The organism is Photorhabdus sp. RM322S (assembly GCF_042879395.1).
In the GTDB taxonomy this organism is placed as follows: Bacteria; Pseudomonadota; Gammaproteobacteria; order Enterobacterales; family Enterobacteriaceae; genus Photorhabdus; species Photorhabdus khanii.
Genome location: NZ_JBHFKW010000008.1, coordinates 99,555 through 117,145 on the forward strand (window position 1 = coordinate 99,555; position 17,591 = coordinate 117,145).

The 17,591-nt window shown below is 42.3% G+C and carries 11 protein-coding genes; all 11 read left to right on the forward strand.

What is annotated here, in order from left to right:
* Positions 1-110: 110 nt before the first annotated feature.
* The 11 genes from ACGF63_RS07375 to ACGF63_RS07425 all read left to right on the forward strand — a co-directional run bounded on the left by ACGF63_RS07375 (position 111) and on the right by ACGF63_RS07425 (position 17,444).
* A complete protein-coding gene (locus ACGF63_RS07375; RefSeq protein WP_036843812.1) occupies positions 111-377 on the forward strand; it encodes a hypothetical protein in 267 nt (88 codons plus the stop codon).
* On the forward strand, positions 365-706 hold the full coding sequence (locus ACGF63_RS07380) for a hypothetical protein (protein ID WP_152963546.1): 342 nt from the start codon (positions 365-367) through the stop codon (positions 704-706). The genes ACGF63_RS07375 and ACGF63_RS07380 overlap by 13 nt, the downstream gene beginning before the upstream one ends.
* Positions 707-1,154: 448 nt before the next feature.
* On the forward strand, positions 1,155-1,670 hold the full coding sequence (locus tag ACGF63_RS07385) for a prepilin peptidase-dependent protein (RefSeq protein ID WP_051477181.1): 516 nt from the start codon (positions 1,155-1,157) through the stop codon (positions 1,668-1,670).
* Positions 1,671-1,709: 39 nt separating this feature from the next.
* A complete protein-coding gene (locus tag ACGF63_RS07390; protein WP_036843809.1) occupies positions 1,710-2,300 on the forward strand; it encodes a prepilin peptidase-dependent protein in 591 nt (196 codons plus the stop codon).
* Positions 2,301-2,305: 5 nt separating this feature from the next.
* Complete coding sequence (locus ACGF63_RS07395; RefSeq protein WP_387629807.1) at positions 2,306-2,773, forward strand: YgdB family protein; 468 nt, start codon at positions 2,306-2,308, stop codon at positions 2,771-2,773.
* On the forward strand, positions 2,770-3,156 hold the full coding sequence (locus ACGF63_RS07400) for a prepilin-type N-terminal cleavage/methylation domain-containing protein (protein WP_036843807.1): 387 nt from the start codon (positions 2,770-2,772) through the stop codon (positions 3,154-3,156). The genes ACGF63_RS07395 and ACGF63_RS07400 overlap by 4 nt, the downstream gene beginning before the upstream one ends.
* Positions 3,134-6,505, forward strand: coding sequence for an exodeoxyribonuclease V subunit gamma (gene recC, locus ACGF63_RS07405; RefSeq protein WP_387629810.1), 3,372 nt, complete (start codon positions 3,134-3,136; stop codon positions 6,503-6,505). Before ACGF63_RS07400 ends, recC begins: the two co-directional genes overlap by 23 nt.
* Before the next feature lie 15 nt (positions 6,506-6,520).
* The gene (gene ptrA, locus ACGF63_RS07410; RefSeq protein WP_387629813.1) at positions 6,521-9,409 is read left to right on the forward strand and encodes a pitrilysin; all 2,889 of its coding nucleotides are present in this window, start codon (positions 6,521-6,523) and stop codon (positions 9,407-9,409) included.
* Positions 9,406-13,014: an exodeoxyribonuclease V subunit beta gene (gene recB / locus ACGF63_RS07415; RefSeq protein ID WP_387629816.1), complete on the forward strand. Its 3,609-nt coding sequence runs from the start codon at positions 9,406-9,408 to the stop codon at positions 13,012-13,014. Before ptrA ends, recB begins: the two co-directional genes overlap by 4 nt.
* A complete protein-coding gene (recD, locus tag ACGF63_RS07420) occupies positions 13,014-14,879 on the forward strand; it encodes an exodeoxyribonuclease V subunit alpha (protein WP_387629818.1) in 1,866 nt (621 codons plus the stop codon). The genes recB and recD overlap by 1 nt, the downstream gene beginning before the upstream one ends.
* Before the next feature lie 483 nt (positions 14,880-15,362).
* A complete protein-coding gene (locus tag ACGF63_RS07425) occupies positions 15,363-17,444 on the forward strand; it encodes a TonB-dependent receptor (protein ID WP_152963550.1) in 2,082 nt (693 codons plus the stop codon).
* The last annotated feature ends 147 nt before the right edge of the window (positions 17,445-17,591 follow it).

Consider the following 17,591-nt stretch of genomic DNA (forward strand, 5'->3'; position numbering starts at 1 on the left):
AGTTCTTCTGTGTTTGTCAATAATCTGGGGGAACAATTTATTATAAATTGTTCCCCTTTTCATTTTGGTGGTATAATATACAGATACACAGAAGTAGGAGGAAAAAGACCATGAATACCATTTCTCAAAAAAAAGCTAGGGATCTACTCAGTAACCCAGAGAACTTCGAGGGCGGCTTGTTTATTACCAAAAACGGAATATCTGAATTGTTTATTCAACCGGTAGCAGAACGTGAGAGGGAGCAAGCCGATAGAAACGCAGAAAGACAGGCGATGGCGTTGCTTAAAATCGCTATGCTGTCTAAGAAAGATATCATGGATGGTAGAAAAATGACCCCTGAAGAAGCACTTCGTAGACGCAGGGAATGTCGGACGTGATATATAAAGTTCAAGTTGCTGAAACAGCCTACCAGACACTTTCTATTATTGAAGACTACAAGGTTTACACAATAGGGTTGGAAGCGGCTCAAAATTTGGTAGATGATTTACTGATTGAATCATCGAGATTGATTGGGGAAAACCCGTTAGCATACGGCTATTCCTCAATGTTACTGGATAAAGGAATTCAATTTCACCAGTGGTTTTCCAAAGATCGGCAATTCCGTGCCATTTATGATGTAGTCGGGGGTGAAATTCAGATATTGGCATACGCAAGCACAAACCAAGATTTAATTACCCTCTTGTATCAACTACTGATCATACACTGATAACGAAAAGATTTTGTTGAAAGGACAAGTATCATTGCAGGAATTAGCGGGAATCCGACACAAAGCCGATGTAGGTCAGCCAAGGGATCTCTGAAAACAGAGCGTTAGCCCGTTCCTGAACGACTGCAAGATTGATCATGCTTTGTTTCTCCAGTAAGTCGTCGGTTAGTCTGTCGTATTCTGCGTGGGATACGATATATGAAGAGTTTTTTTTGATTATATTTATGAAACTTCTTCCTTATAGCCATATAAGCTTACAATGCATGATAATAATAAGAAACAAAAACGTCTATCCTTATTGATTTTTGCGAGGCTCTACGCAATTTAAATGTAACAATAATATGTTGTTATTTTTTTATTGATGCACTCTCGCATAAAATTCAATTATGTGTTTATTCTGTTTTTAAAACAAATAGAATGTTTTGCGAAAGGATGTAAGGAATTGTTAATGGAAGATAACATTAATATAATTGGTAGTGATAATATTGATAATCAATTAGGTTTTTCCTTATTGGAATTGATGATTGTTATTGTTCTGGTTTCAATATTTTCTTTATGGGGGATACAAGAATGGGGTGATCATCAGGAAAGAGTCAGGTTACAGGAATCAGTACAGAAAGTATTGACATTTATCGCCAGGCAGCAATCTATGGCGAATTATCTGAATAAAGAGGTGATATTGTGGCTGAAAACGGGAAAAGAGTGGTGTATAGCGCTTTCTAGATCTGCACTTGCTGATTGTGATTTAGAGAATGTTGAGGGTATAAAATCATCCTATCAGGATGTTGTTATAAGCTCAGCAACTAAGGAGCAGATAGAGTTTCATGGAATAAGAAACACGATGATGCCCGCGAGTTTTATCTTGGCTAATTCCGCAGGTGAAATATCAGTTATTTTTTCTTCACGAGGAAGAGTAAGATCATGTAGTAATAATAAGTTTAATAGTATTCCGGCTTGTGGTTAATTATGCTTTTTCTTATAAAATAAGTGATACTCTATTGTAATGATAAAACATAAAAACCAATCTGGAATGACATTGTTAGAAGTGATTGTAGCAATGGCTATTGGTACTATTATTTTACTGGCGATTGCCAAAAGTTACCCGGTTTTAACCAGACAAGTAATGGAGTTATATCAGCGATATCGTTTAGGATATTTTGTTAAACAAACATTGTATATTATAGAAAAAGACATTCGTCGTGCAGGATATTGCCAGCATTATTGCGATGGAAAGCCAATATTAATCAATAATAGAAATGATGAAAGTGAGGGTTCATGCCTGATTATTGCATACGATCTTAATATAAATAACCAATGGGAGCCACCAGAACACAGTGAATCAGAATTCTTTGGCTATCGTCTTAGTAATAAATCAGTGGAATGGAAAAGAGGTGCGGGTAACTGTCAGGAAAATGGCTGGGAAAGGCTATTTGACCCAAATGAGATAGTGGTAGATTCATTTAAAGCAGAAAAATTACCAACAAAAGATGGTTTAGTTTTTATCAAATTGACGCTTATTGCACATTGGTTTAAACATCCATCAATAAACTACCAATATCAGGCAGTAATACGTTTGCGCAATATCAGGGGATAAGTACCGTGACTGAGCATTCTCCAAATGTTTGCCTGCAATTTCAGCAAGGAAATGTATTGTTAATTTCAGTGCTGATGTTGCTGGCTGTGAGCCTTATGATGCTGAAAGCTTTACATCATCATCTGGATAACGCATTAATCATGATGGTTGATGAACGCAGATATTTAAAAGCTTTTCAGCAAGCAGAATCTGCATTGTCATGGGGAATGGCTCAGTCATGGCTACTTTATCGTGATAAAACAGAAGAGTGGTATTGCCTGCAACAGCAGGAGTTCCATTTAACAAGCTGTTTAAAAAGGTACTCAAGTAATTTTTTTCTGCTGAAAGGTGTGGCAGAAGTGGCATCCGGGCAATTTGTCGGATTGTATCAATGGATGAAATTAATCTCTTCTGGTGGAAGTGATTCTCTTATTCCGGTAGAAAGCGGTTGGCTGGATTTCTGTCCCGAGGCAGATACGGGGTTTTGTTTATGAAACCAAATCTTTTTCATGCTCATCAATTAGGGATGAGTTTGCCCGAAGTTATGGTTGCCGTTATGGTCTTTTCTGTCTCTTTACTGGGATTAATGCGTTATCATCAGGCACTATTATTTGGATTTCAGCAACATTGGCAACAATCAAAGGCGGATAAATTATCTTATGGATACCTGGAACAATATGAATTAATTGCAGGTCAAAGTGCTTTATCAGAATTAACACCGCCACCGGGATGGCATGCTGAATTTCAGACGACATATCAGTTATCTGATTGCTATCAGCTTACAGTTATAGTAACAACGTCTTATAATCAGCAAAGTAAAGCAAGCCGGTGGATTTGTTCAAACGGGAGTCCTGATGTTCAAGGTTTATCATTCTAATCAGTTGGGTCTTCTTAAAGAGCTGATAACCATACTTATCGGAGATAATCCACTGACTGATCCGTTTGAGCAGGAAGTCATTCTGGTACAAAGCCCAGGCATGTCACAGTGGCTGCAAATCCAACTGGCTGAAAGAATAGGGATATCAGCCAATATTTCGTTTCCACTTCCGGCTACTTTTATCTGGGATATGTTTACCAAAGTATTGCCTGATATCCCGAAAGAAAGTGCTTTTAGTAAAGATGCCATGACATGGAAACTGATGGCGTTATTGCCTCAATTATTGCCAGAAGCAGAATTTGTCCCACTTAGGCACTATCTTGATCAGGATTTTGATAAACGGAAAATTCATCAATTGGCCGGGCGGGTTGCTGACCTGTTTGACCAATATCTTGTTTATCGCCCGCAATGGCTGGAAAGCTGGCAGCAAGGGCAGCTTATTGATGGTTTGAGCGATAATCAATTGTGGCAGAAAAGATTGTGGCTGGAATTAACGGAATATACCCACCAGCTACAACAACCTCAATGGCATCGGGCTAACTTGTATCGCCGTTTTATTTCGATATTGGAAAACAGTGCTGAACTTTCAGCTTGCTTACCGAAACGGGTATTTATCTGTGGTATTTCGGCTTTGCCGCCTGTGTATTTACAAGCCTTACAGGCATTGGGACAGCATATTGATATTCACCTGATGTTTACCAACCCATGTAAATACTATTGGGGAGATATTCAGAATTATGCTTTTCTGGCAAAACTGAGCAGCCGTAAACCGCGTCACTATAAAAATAAGCAGGAATTGGAATATTTTAAAGATCCTGGCAATGCTCAATCACTGTTTAACGATGAAGGTGAACAGGATATCAGTAACCCCTTGTTGGCGTCATGGGGGCGATTAGGGCGTGATAATCTTTATTTATTGTCTCAGCTTGAGCAAAGTTCGGATGTTCACGCTTTTGTCGAATTAGAACAAGATAACGTATTACATCAGCTCCAAAGGGATATTCTCTATCTGGAGGATCATGCCCAGATTGGCTCAACAAAAGAAACATTTGAAAATAGCCTGCAAAAACGGCTGCTTGATCCTTCAGATCGTTCTTTGTCTTTCCATGTTTGCCATAGCCCTCAACGGGAAGTGGAAATTTTACAGGATCAGCTTTTAAGGTTATTGGAAGATAATCCATCACTGACGCCAAGGGATATTATTGTGATGGTCGCGGATATCGACAATTATACGCCCTATGTTCAGGCGGTATTTGGTAATGTCTCTGCTGAACGTTATATTCCATTCGCAATTTCTGATCGCAAAGCCCGTCAAGCGCATTCAATTTTACAGGTATTTATTACACTGCTTGATTTACCTCAAAGCCGTTTTACCACTGAGCAGGTTTTAGCATTGCTGGAAGTTCCGGCGTTGGCGAATAAATTTGAAATTCATGAAGAGGGTTTACGTTTATTAAGGCGTTGGGTTGAAGAATCTGGTGTTCGCTGGGGGCTGGATGACGACAATGTGGAAGAGCTGTCCTTGCCGGTGACAGGCCAGCATACATGGCGTTTTGGGCTGACCAGAATGTTGTTGGGTTATGCCATGGATAGCCGGTCAGGTCCTTGGAAAGAGGTATTGCCTTATGATGAATCCAGCGGTTTAGCAGCGGAGCTTGCCGGCCAATTAGCTGAGTTTTTAATGCAATTGAGCTACTGGCGCAAAATTTTGGGTGAGAATCAGACGCTAATGGGTTGGTTACCTGTCTGTCAGCAATTGCTGGAAACATTTTTCGTCGCAGACAGTGAAACTGAATTAGTACTGGCAATGATAGAGCAGCAGTGGCAGAAAGTGATAGGTAATGGCTTGAATGCCCGCTATCAGGAAATCGTGCCACTGGTTCTGTTGCGGGATGAATTGGCTCTCCGGTTTGATGATGAAAAAATAAGTCAGCGTTTTCTCGCAGGGTCTGTCAACTTTTGCACCCTAATGCCAATGCGTTCTATCCCCTTTAAGGTTGTCTGTTTATTGGGAATGAATGACGGTATTTATCCCCGTTCAATTCCACCGCTTGGGTTTGACCTGATGGCAGAAAAAAGTCAAAGGGGAGACAGAAAACGGCGGGATGATGATCGTTATTTATTCCTTGAAGCGCTGATATCCGCTGAACAGTTTCTTTATATTAGTTACATCGGTAAATCCATTCGTGATGATACGGAATGCAACCCTTCAGTGCTGGTTAATGAATTGCTGGATTATGTTTGCCAGAGTTTCTGCTTGCCAGGCAATGAAAAACTGAACGTTGATGAAAGCGCCGCTAATATCAGAAAACATCTGTTGTCTCTTCATACCCGGGTTCCATTTGCGCCGGCAAACTTTATACCGGGCAGTTATCAGCAAAGTTATGCCGGAGAGTGGCTACCGGCAGCGACTGAGCAAGGTGCTGCATATTCTGAATTTTGTCAGCCTGTCGAAACGGAACACATTCGGGAAATTACACTTGATGATTTAATCCGCTTTTACCGTCATCCCGTTCGGTTTTTTTTCCAGCGTTGTCTGAAAATAAACTTTGTCATTGAAGAAACGGAGTTACCTGAGGAAGAACCTTTTGTTTTGGATAATCTTCAACGTTATCAATTTAATCAGCTATTGTTGAATACACTCATTGAACAACAATCGCCTGAGCCGCTCTTCAACCGACTTCGTGCGGCTGGAGGGCTGCCTTTTGGTGCTTTTGGTGAAGTTTATTGGTTGAAGCAGCAAAAAGAGATGCAACCGCTGGCGGATAAAATTCGTGAACAACAAATAGAGACTTTCTCTGTCGATTTACATCATGATTTAGGGCAAGTCATTCTGACAGGACGAATTAATAAGGTGCAGCCGGATGGTTTACTACGTTGGCGGCCGGCTAGTCTGACAGCAAATGATGGTATGCAGCTGTGGATTGAACATCTGGCTTACTGTCTTGCTGGTGGTCAGGGGGAAAGCCGCAGTTATGGGCGAGATAACAGTGAATGGCGCTTTGCCCCTGTGCCGTCAGAACAAGCGAAAGATTATTTGAATCAATTGGTTGAAGGTTATCAACGCGGAAGAACAATTCCTTTGCCCTTATTTTGTAAAAGTGGTTGGGTGTGGCTTTCAACATGCATGAATAAAGAAACGGGTGAGATTGACAGCAGTGATGAAATCCAATCAAAAGCTGAAAGCCAGCTACTGAAAGCCTGGCTTGGGGAGCAAGGGCGCAGAGGGGAAGGTGATGATCCTTATGTTCAGCGGGCTTTCAGGCAAGCTGATAAATTATTTTTAGCAAAACTTAAACAAGAAGCGCTCAGTTATTTGTTACCGATAGCGCGATATCAGAATACATAGGGAGAATATCCGATAATGCATAAACATCTTGTCCGCATGATTGCTGTGATGTTCCTGTTTTTCTGGGGAACGGCAGGTTATGCGCAAACACAACAGTGGCAGCCACTGCAAGAGACAATTTATAAAAGCGAAAATGATCACCGTCAGTATCAGGGAATCAAATTGGCAAATAATATGACGGTTTTGCTGGTGTCTGATGAGAAGGCGACAAAATCACTGGCAGCGGTATCGATTCCGGTTGGGAGTATGGAAAACCCTGACAGCCAGCTTGGGCTTGCACATTATCTGGAACATATGGTTCTGATGGGATCTGCGCGCTACCCACAGTCGGGTAGTTTATCTGAGTTTTTGCAAAAACACGGCGGTAGTTATAATGCCAGCACCGCCTCTTACCGTACTGCTTTCTACCTTGAAGTAGAAAATGAAGCGTTAGCTGATGCCACAGATCGTCTGGCTGATGCACTGGCTGAACCTCTGCTTGACCCGGTAAACGCAGATCGGGAGCGAAACGCAGTCAATGCGGAACTGACAATGGCGCGTTCTCGCGATGGGATGCGGGTTGCCCAAATACGATCAGAAACCCTGAACCCTAAACATCCCAATGCCCGTTTTTCTGGTGGTAATCTGGAAACGCTGAAAGATAAACCGGGGAGTCAATTACAAACAGAACTGGTGGATTTCTATCAGCACTATTATTCAGCCAATCTGATGAAAGGTGTCATTTACGGTAATCAGCCTATTGATAAACTGGCTCAAATTGCTGTTGATACTTTTGGCCGGATACCGGACAGAAAAGCGAGCGTGCCGGCGATTACCGTCCCGGCAGTAACGGAAAAAGAGAAAGGAATTATTATCCATTATGTTCCTGCTCAACCGCAAAAAGCGTTGCAACTGGAGTTCAGTATTGACAATAACAGTGCTGATTTTCGCAGTAAAACGGATGAATATCTCGGTTATATGATAGGTAACCGCAGTTTGAATACGTTATCAGACTGGCTGCAATCTCAAGGGTTGGCTGAAAGTATCAACGCAGGTGCGGCACCGATGATTGACCGCAATAAAGGCATCTTTTTTATCTATGTGACGTTGACAGACAAAGGGCTTGAACAGCGGGATCAGGTTGTTGCGGCTATTTTTGCCTATATTAATTTGTTAAAACAAAAAGGCATTCAGAAAAGCTATTTTGATGAGATCGCTAAGGTTTTGAAGCTCTCTTTCCAATATGCTTCTATCGTTCGTGATATGCATTATATCGAATGGTTATCGGATGCAATGCTGCGAGTTCCTGTTTCCAATGTATTGAATTCCGGCTATGTGGCTGATGATTATAATCCGAAAGCAATTGCCAGTCGGCTTGCTGAATTGACGCCTGAAAACGCCCGTATCTGGTATATCAGCCCAAAAGAGCCGCACAATAAACAGGCTTATTTTGTCCAGGCACCTTATCAGGTTGATCGAATCACATCGCAGCAGCGGACAAAATGGCAGCAGTTAGAGGAACAAATGAACTTTTCTCTGCCGGTGCCAAATCCTTATATTCCTGACGACTTGAAACTGATAAAAGCAGGTAAAAGTCAGAAGCATCCTGAGATGATTCTTGAACAGCAGAATCTCCGTTTGTTCTATATGCCGAGCCAATATTTTGCTAATGAGCCTAAAGCCAGCATCGTTCTTGATTTGCGCCATGCGGAAAGTCTGAATAGTGCCCGTAAGCAGGTAACTTCCTCTTTGCTTGATTATTTGGCAGGGCTTTCCCTTGACCAGTTGGGTTATCAGGCTTCCGTTGCAGGAATGAATATCTCCAGTGGCGCATCGCAGGGACTGCAATTAGGCGTCAGTGGCTACACTCAGAATTTGCCGCAACTCTTAACCTCTTTAATCAGTAATTATATGGCGTTTACACCAACTGAGAGTCAACTGGAACAAGCTAAATCCTGGTATCGTGAACAGATCAAGGTTTCTCATAACGGTAAAGCTTATGAAATGGCTATGCAGCCATTGAAGCGCCTTTCTGGGGTACCTTACACTGAACAATCTGTTCGATTGAAAGAGCTGGAAACCATCACCGTTCAGGATATTGTTGAGTATCGTCATGAGATGATTAAAAACGCTGCTTTGCAGATGATGATCATTGGAAACCTGACCGAACAGCAGAGCAAAGTTATTGCTGAATCTGCCCATCATCAACTGGCGAATCAAGGAAGTCACTGGTGGAGTGGGAACAAGGTGGTGATTGATAAAAATTACCCGGTTAATTTCCAGCGTGCTGGCAGCAGCACCGACGGTGCTTTAGCTGAAGTTTATATCCCGACGGGGTATGACCGCATAGAAGGTTATGTTTATTCCAGTTTGTTGAGCAATATGCTTCAGTCTTGGTTCTATGAGCAGCTAAGAACGACGGAACAATTGGGGTATGCGGTGTTTGCTTTCAATACCAGTGTCGGGGAACAGTGGGGGTTGGGTTTCCTGCTGCAAAGTAACAGTAAACAACCAAAATACTTGAATCAGCGTTATCTGGATTTCTATCAGAAAGCCGCGGGTAAACTGGAAGCGATGTCTCAAACTGATTTTGAGCAGTACAAAAATGCGCTGATTAATGAAAGGCAGCAGCCGCCACAAACTTTCTATTCCGAAGTTGCCCGTTTCTCCGGTGATTTTAGTCGCAATAACTTTAGTTTTGATAGCCGAGATAAGATGCTGGAGGCACTAAAGAAAACCACACAGAAGCAACTGATTCATTTCTATCAGGATGCGGTAGTCAAACATCGCGGACTGTCATTTATTTCCCAAGTGATTGGCAAATCAGCAAACCCGGATGGATATGCGAAATTGAAAGGTTGGAAAACTTATCATAATGTCACTGAACTTCAGAAGCAGTTACCTGTTGAGGTAAGAACTCAGTGAGTACAGAGATATCTGTCCATAGGCTTAATGCATTAACTCTGCCGCTGAATGGTCAGCGGCTGATCGAAGCTTCTGCTGGGACGGGTAAAACCTACACCATTGGCATTTTATATCTCCGTTTGCTACTTGGATTGGGGAAAGATGCCGCTTTTCCACGGCCTTTAAGCGTGGAAGAAATTCTGGTGGTGACGTTTACTGAAGCCGCAACAGATGAGCTGCGTGGCCGAATCCGTGAAAATATTCATAAACTTCGCCTGGCTTGTATTCGAAGCGAAGTAGAAAGTGCAGGATCCGACTATCAACAGCTATTGGATGAAATCCCGGATAAAGAACAAGCGGCTATCTGGTTGCTGGCAGCCGAGCGGCAGATGGATGAAGCCGCGATTTATACCATTCATGGTTTTTGTCAGAGAATGTTGGCGCATAATGCTTTTGAATCTGGGATTTTGTTTGAACAGACATTAATTCAGGATCAACATCCATTGGAAAAACAAGGGTGTGCTGATTTCTGGCGCCGTTACTGCTATCCATTGCCGTTGTCAATGGCAATGGTCATCAGTCAGGAATGGAGTGGGCCGGAAGCACTGTTAGCTGAATTACACCCTTATTTACAAGGGGATATGCCACATATTGTTGATGCGCCAGACAGTGATGAAACGCTGTTAAGCCGTCATGAGAAAATTATCCAGTTGATCAGCGGTGTTAAATGCCAATGGAATGAAGTGGCTGGAAAATTGCATGATTTAATTGCGGGTTCCGGTGTAGACAAGAGAAGTTATAGTAGTAAGCACTTACCAAATTGGCTGAACAGAGTCACTGATTGGGTTCAGGAACCTACAGAGGATTATCAGTTGCCAAAAGAGCTGGAGAAATTCCGGCAGTCGGTATTAGCAGAAAAGACAAAGAAAGGTGATGTACCTAAGCATTCACTTTTTGTTGCTATCGATGATTTATATCAGCAACCACTGACCTTACGTGATTTGATTATCTCCAGAGCGATTGTTGAAATTCGCCAATCAATCCGCCGGGAAAAATTGATACGTGGCCAGATGGGGTTTGATGATTTATTAACCCGTCTTGATGATGCTTTGAAAGGCCCGGGCAGTGATTTGCTTGCTCAAACTATCCGTCAGCGCTATCCGGTTGCGTTGATTGATGAGTTTCAGGATACCGATCCACAGCAATACCGAATTTTCCATACCATCTATGGCGATCAGCCTGAAAATGGGTTGCTATTTATCGGCGACCCTAAGCAGGCTATTTATGCATTTCGTGGTGCAGATATTTTCACTTATATTCGTGCCCGCTCTCAGGTAAGTGCTCACTATACTCTGGAGACAAACTGGCGTTCTGCCTGCTCAATGGTACAGGCAATAAACAAGTTGTTTATGCGTTCAGAAAATCCATTTTTGTTTGAACAGATCCCCTTTATTGAAGTTTCTGCGGCAGAGAAAAACCGGGGACTCTCTTTTAGCTATGATGGTCAAGAGCAGGCAGCGTTGAATTTCTGGTTACAGCCAGGAGAAGGGATTTCTACCGGAGATTATGAACAAACAATGTCACGGCTTTGTGCCGCGCAAATTCGTGATTGGTTGCAGGCTGGCAGTGAAGGACGTGCGCTGTTACATAAAGGAGATGATCCCCGGCCTGTGACGGCTGCCGACATGACTGTTTTGGTGCGTAGCAGAAAGGAAGCCATACTGATCCGTAATGCACTTAACTTGTTATCTATTCCTTCCGTATTTCTTTCTAACCGGGAAAGCGTATTTGAGACCGCGGAAGCAAAGGATGTTCTTTGGTTACTGCAAGCGGTATTGTCGCCAGAGAAGGAACGTGTTCTGAGAAGTGCACTTGCCAGTGGTTTGTTTGGTTTGACTGCTCGTCAGATAGACAAGCTGAATCATGATGAAAAGGCGTGGGATCAGTTAGTTGATGAGTTTGATGGTTATTTCCGCCTGTGGCAACGCCGTGGTGTATTACCGATGTTACGGGCAGTAATAACAAACCATCATATTGCCGAAAATTTGCTGGTGAGTTATGAGGGTGAACGGCGTTTGATGGATGTGATGCATATTGGTGAGTTGTTGCAGGAGATATCTTTACAACTCGACAGTGAACATGCGGTTATTCGTTGGCTGGCTCAACAAATATCTCATCCTGATCCGCAGTCGGAAAGCCAGCAAATGCGGCTGGAAAGTGATCGCCATTTGGTACAAATCTGTACTATCCATAAATCTAAAGGATTGGAATATCCGCTGGTATGGTTGCCATTTGTTTGTAATTTCAGGGCGCAGAAACGGGCGATATATCATGATCGTACAAGTTTTGCTACTTGCCTTGATATTTTTCCTGATGAGGAAACGATCAAACTGGCGGAACAAGAGCGGCTGGCAGAAGATTTGCGTTTGCTTTATGTCGCATTGACGCGCTCTGTTTACCATTGCAGTGTCGGTGTGGCTCCGCTGATAAAAGGTAATAAGAAAAAGGCCGGAGATACCGATCTGCATCAGTGTGCTCTGGGTTACCTGCTCCAAAAAGGAGTTAAAGGTGATGCTGATTTTCTGGCGAAATGTCTTAAAGAATTAAGTGGGGATGGAATTGTTGTCTCCTCAATCGGTGATACTGATGATCGTCCATGGCAATCACAAAGCCAAAATGATTTATTGCTGTCGGCAAGGCAGTTTAATCGCAGGATTCAGGATGATTGGCGGATCACCAGTTATTCTGGTTTACAAAACTCTGCTGTTCATTATGGTAATACTTCCCCCCGTATTGTTGGAGAAGAGTCTATTGAGGTTATTGTTCAGTCTATCGCGCCAAAGTTGGATGTTGATGCCAGTGGTGAAAAACAAATAGCAGAACAACCTGAAATGACACCACATACGTTTCCACGGGGAGCCTCTGCGGGGACTTTTTTGCACTCTATTCTGGAAGAGCTTGATTTCAGCCAATTGCCTGATGAGAAATGGTTGGCAGAACAACTGAAATCGGCCGGGTTTGATGAACACTGGAGTGGGGTATTACAACAGTGGATGGCAGATATTTTTACGACTCCATTGAGTGATGACGGTATACAGCTTGCAGAAATTCCGCTTCATCACCAACAGGATGAAATGCAGTTTTATCTGCCGGTCGAACAACTTTTGCGATCTCAGGAGCTGGATGCGGTGATGCGTCGTTACGACCCTGTTTCTGCCCGCTGCCCTCAACTGGAGTTTCAGCAGGTGAAAGGGATGCTGAAAGGGTTTATTGATTTGGTCTTCTGTTGGCAAGGCCGGTTTTATGTATTGGATTACAAATCAAACTGGTTGGGCGAGGGGAGTCAGGCTTATACCCGAGAAGCGATGGAAACAGCCATGATTGAGCATCGTTATGATCTGCAATACCAGCTTTATACACTGGCATTGCATCGTTACTTGCGTCACAGACTGGTTAATTATGATTACCAACAACATTTTGGCGGTGTGATTTATCTGTTCCTGAGGGGAATCGATAAACAACAGCCGGGAAATGGTATTTTCAGTTGTCGCGCTGCGGCTGAATTTGTCGATGCTTTGGATCTGCTTTTCCGTGGTAATGAACAGCCTGATAAAGAGAAAAATTGATGATTTCGTTATTACGACAGGCCGTAGACCTCAGGCTCCTGCGTTCATTGGATTTACAGTTTGCTCATACGTTGATTGAGGATGAAGATCCTGTTCTGTTGCTGGTAATGGCGTTGTTGAGTGCTGAAACCGGTACCGGCCACGTTTGCCTGCCGGTTAACCGGATAACACCTGAACATTTTTTTGATGGGCGACATCGTGAATTTGCGGAGCAACTATGGCAAATTGCGGGAAAACCTGATGAGCAGAGTTTACTGGCGGCACTGGAAAACTGTGCTGCCGTCAGTGATGGTTTTCAACCAACGCCTGTTGTGCTTTCGCATGATCGACTCTATTTGCAGAGGATGTGGCAAAGTGAGTGCCAGGTAGCTGCTTTTTTCTCCGCTAATCAATCAGCCGATAGTATTCAGGAAGAGCAACTGAGAACTATTCTGGATGAATTATTCATACTGTCTGATGAAACAGTGGACTGGCAAAGGGTGGCTGCTGCTGTAGCGGTGACTAGCAGAGTTTCTGTTATCTCTGGTGGGCCGGGAACCGGAAAAACGACAACGGTTGCTAAGTTATTGACTGCCTTAATCAAACTTAATCCGGATAAAAAGCAGGTTATCCAACTGGCGGCTCCGACGGGAAAAGCGGCTGCCAGATTGACTGAATCTCTTAACAGCGCCGTTAGAAAATTGCCTCTGACAGAGAAACAGTTTGAATCTATGCCAAATCAGGCGCAGACGATTCATCGGCTGTTGGGCGCTCAACCTGATAGCCAGCGGTTGCGTTATGACCGGGATAACCCACTGAATCTGGATGTGCTGGTGGTGGATGAAGCTTCAATGGTGGATTTACCCATGATAGCCAGGTTGATTGATGCATTGCCACCCAAGGCGAAAATCGTTCTGCTCGGTGACCGTGATCAATTGGCGTCAGTGGAAGCGGGTGCTGTGTTGGGCGATATTTGCCGTTTTGCTGAATTGGGATACAGCGCGGTAAGAGCAGAACAGCTAAGTCGATTGACGGGATGCCATTTGGTTGCAGGCGATCAGAAAAATGCTCCAGAGGTTCGTGATCGTCTGTGCCTGTTGCGTAAAAGCTACCGCTTTGATGAAAATTCGGGAATTGGGCAACTTGCGGCGGCAGTTAATCAGGGAAAGAGCCGGGAAGCTCTGTCTATTCTGCAACAACCATTGAATGATATCTGTTTTTACCCGTTGTCTGGGGACGAAGATTATCAGCGGTTACTGACAGAAACGGTATCGGGTTATCACTCTTATTTGCAACGGGTGGCAAAGCAGGCGCCTGCAAAAGAAATTCTGGCTGAATTTAACCGCTATCGCTTGTTGTGTGCACTCAGAGAAGGGCCATTCGGTGTCAGTGGGCTTAACGAGCGAATAGAACAGCTATTGCATCGTCAGGGGCTGATCCGTCGCCCTGCCGGGATTTTCAGCCGTGGTTATGCTGGGCGGCCAGTAATGATTGCCCGTAATGACAGCACACTAGGCCTGTTTAATGGCGATATCGGCATTATGCTCAGGGACGAAAATAATGAGCTGCGTGCGTATTTTCAACTGCCTGATGGACAGATCAAAGGGATTCAACCCAGTCGTTTGCCACAGCATGAAACCGCGTATGTGATGACAGTACATAAATCCCAGGGTTCAGAGTTTGAGCATACGGCTCTGGTATTGCCAACGCAGTTTGTACCGGTTGTCAGCCGCGAACTGGTCTATACAGCGATGACCCGTGCCAGAAAAAAACTGACTCTTTATGCACATGAGGCGGTATTGCGTCAGGCTATCCAGACGCCGACACAAAGGCGAAGCGGGCTGGCTGAACGGCTTAGTTTATTGGATATAATAGCGTCAGGCTGATGATATTAATAATACACTGTATCTATATATTTAAATTTTTTCATCATTTCGGCATATTTATATTAGATAATAATGAAATATTTAAAATGCATTGAGTGGATAAATAATTATTTTGTACTGCTTGGGCTTACTCTTTACTATAAAAAACAGTAAATAAAATAGCTTAATGAAATAGGGATTGAAGTATTTGAGCTATGTTCTGTGTTTTGGCAAGGACTCAGTTTGTGTCTCAGATCTGAATAATTTAACCGCCTTAACAAATTTGGATAATAATTAATCTTAATTAAAACAATAAGTTGAATTGAAAATTGAGGTGTGTTATTTTCTTCACAATGATAATAATGCAAGTGGTTATCATTTGCATTTGCATTTTTTTTTAGTTGTTTATATAATTCCTCAAGTTTTTTACTAATGGATGGTAAAAGCGTTTTTGCCGGTATTATTGAATGCCTATACCCGCTTCTTCTTGGAGATTAGCTATCTATGTTAAAGCATAGCGTAACCACTATTGCTGTGTTATCTGTTTTTTATTCTCATCAGAGTTTGGCAAATAAAAATAGCAAAACAGATTCGTTGGATACCATTGTTGTAACTGCGGAGAAAGTTTCTGCGGATCAGCAAAAAACAGCAATAAGTATGACGGCATTATCTGATTTTGATATTGAACGGAAAGGGATTGAAAACTTTTACGAAGTCGTTTCAGAAGTTCCCAATTTATATATGATAAAAGCAGGTAACCCATCTGATGCTGGGTTTATTTCATTACGTGGTGTGACGCCCGGAATGGAAGGGGAACAAGCGGTCGGTTTCTTTACCGATGGTGTATATAGCCATTCATTTGATACCGAATTACTGGATATTGAACGTATTGAAGTATTACGTGGCCCACAGGCAACATTATATGGCCGCAATACTGAAGCGGGGGTCATTAATATCATTACCAAAGATCCCGATCCGGTAACTGAACGGAAACTTGGCTTTTCATATGGTAATTATAATCGTTTGCAGACTACAGCTATTTTAGGTGGTGGCATTGATGAATATGGCGATTGGTCTTACCGTACAGCATTACGTTATTTGAATAGCGACGGTTATTTTAAACGGGATTATGATAATAAAAAGAATATAAATGATATTAATGATTTTAACGGCAGATTTAAGCTGCGCTGGCAGCCATCAGATGGGCCGTGGGATATTATTACTACGTTTGATGCACAAAACCGCAGAAATGGAAACGCTTCATTTGCACCGCTCGATAAAATAAAGAGAGGGACAAAATCGATAGATTCTGATTATGCAGGTAAATCAGATGCTAATATTTATAAAGGATCTATTAAAGCGGTTTATCAATGGGATCGCATGGATCTGACTTCAATTAGTGCATATACTTCAGAAGATAAAAAAGATTACCAGGATCTCGATTTTACCCGTAAATCACATTCAAAATTGCTAATTGACCGTAAACAAGATTACTTCTCTCAGGAATTACGTCTTAATTCTAAAAATACCGGGCCATTTAACTGGTTGATTGGTATGTATTATTTCAATCAGGATGATAAATTAGATATTGATTACAGGATGTTACAGTTCGGATATCAGGTTAAGAATACCAACGTTAAGACCAATAATTATGCTCTTTTTGGTAATACCAGTTATTATCTGATGGATAATGTAGAGCTGGTTGCTGGGCTGCGTTATGACTATGAGAAAAAGAATCTGAAATTCGGCAAGACAGAAAATTTCTCAGGAATAACCAGAGAAAATTTGACGGATAAACTCTCTTTTGATGCCTGGTTACCGAAAGCTGGGGTCAATTATTATGCTACGGATAACGCTATGTTATATGCCAGTATTGCCCGTGGTTATAAAAGTGGAGGGTTTAACAGTTTGGCGCCTAAGGATCAGCGCCGTTTTGATGCTGAATACACAACCAACTATGAAATTGGTCTGAAATCAGAATGGTTGGATAAGACAGTGCGCTGGAATACCGCATTATTTTGGATTGACTTTACCGATCAGCAGGTTGAAAAGCAGTTTTATCCAGAATCCGTTACCCAGAATGCAGGGAAATCAATCAGTAGAGGGCTTGAATCGGAAATTTCCTGGAGAGTGATTAAGGGGCTGACATTATCTGCTAATGCAGGTTTCAATGATGCTCACTTTACTGAGTTTAAAGACAATATTTATGACAAAAGTGGAAAAATTGTAGGTGTTACTGATTATAAAGATAAACGCCCGGCAAATACACCAAACTACACCTATGGTGTCGGTGTCGATTATAGTTTCTTGAACGGATACTTTATCCGTGCGGATTATAATGTTGCTGGTAAAGTTTATTTTGATAATGCTAATTCTCAGAAGCAGTCTAATTATGGCTTGTTGAATCTTCGGGCTGGATATGAAACACCAGATTACGATATTACATTCTGGGCGAAGAATTTGTTAAATAAGACTTATGTTACTCGTGCATTCCCAATGGCTGACCCAATGACTGGAGAGAACGGTTGGTATGGTCGTGCAGGAGAACCTCTAACTTATGGTGCGACAGTCAATATTAAGTTCTGATTAATAGTAAACTGAATGATTACACAAACCACCACAACAATCCCTGTTGTGGTGGTGTATAAGAGTAGTTAAATTTATTAACTGCTCTTATATGCTATGCATTATTTATAAATTTTTCACTGCCTGCTATTACGACCATTTTAAATG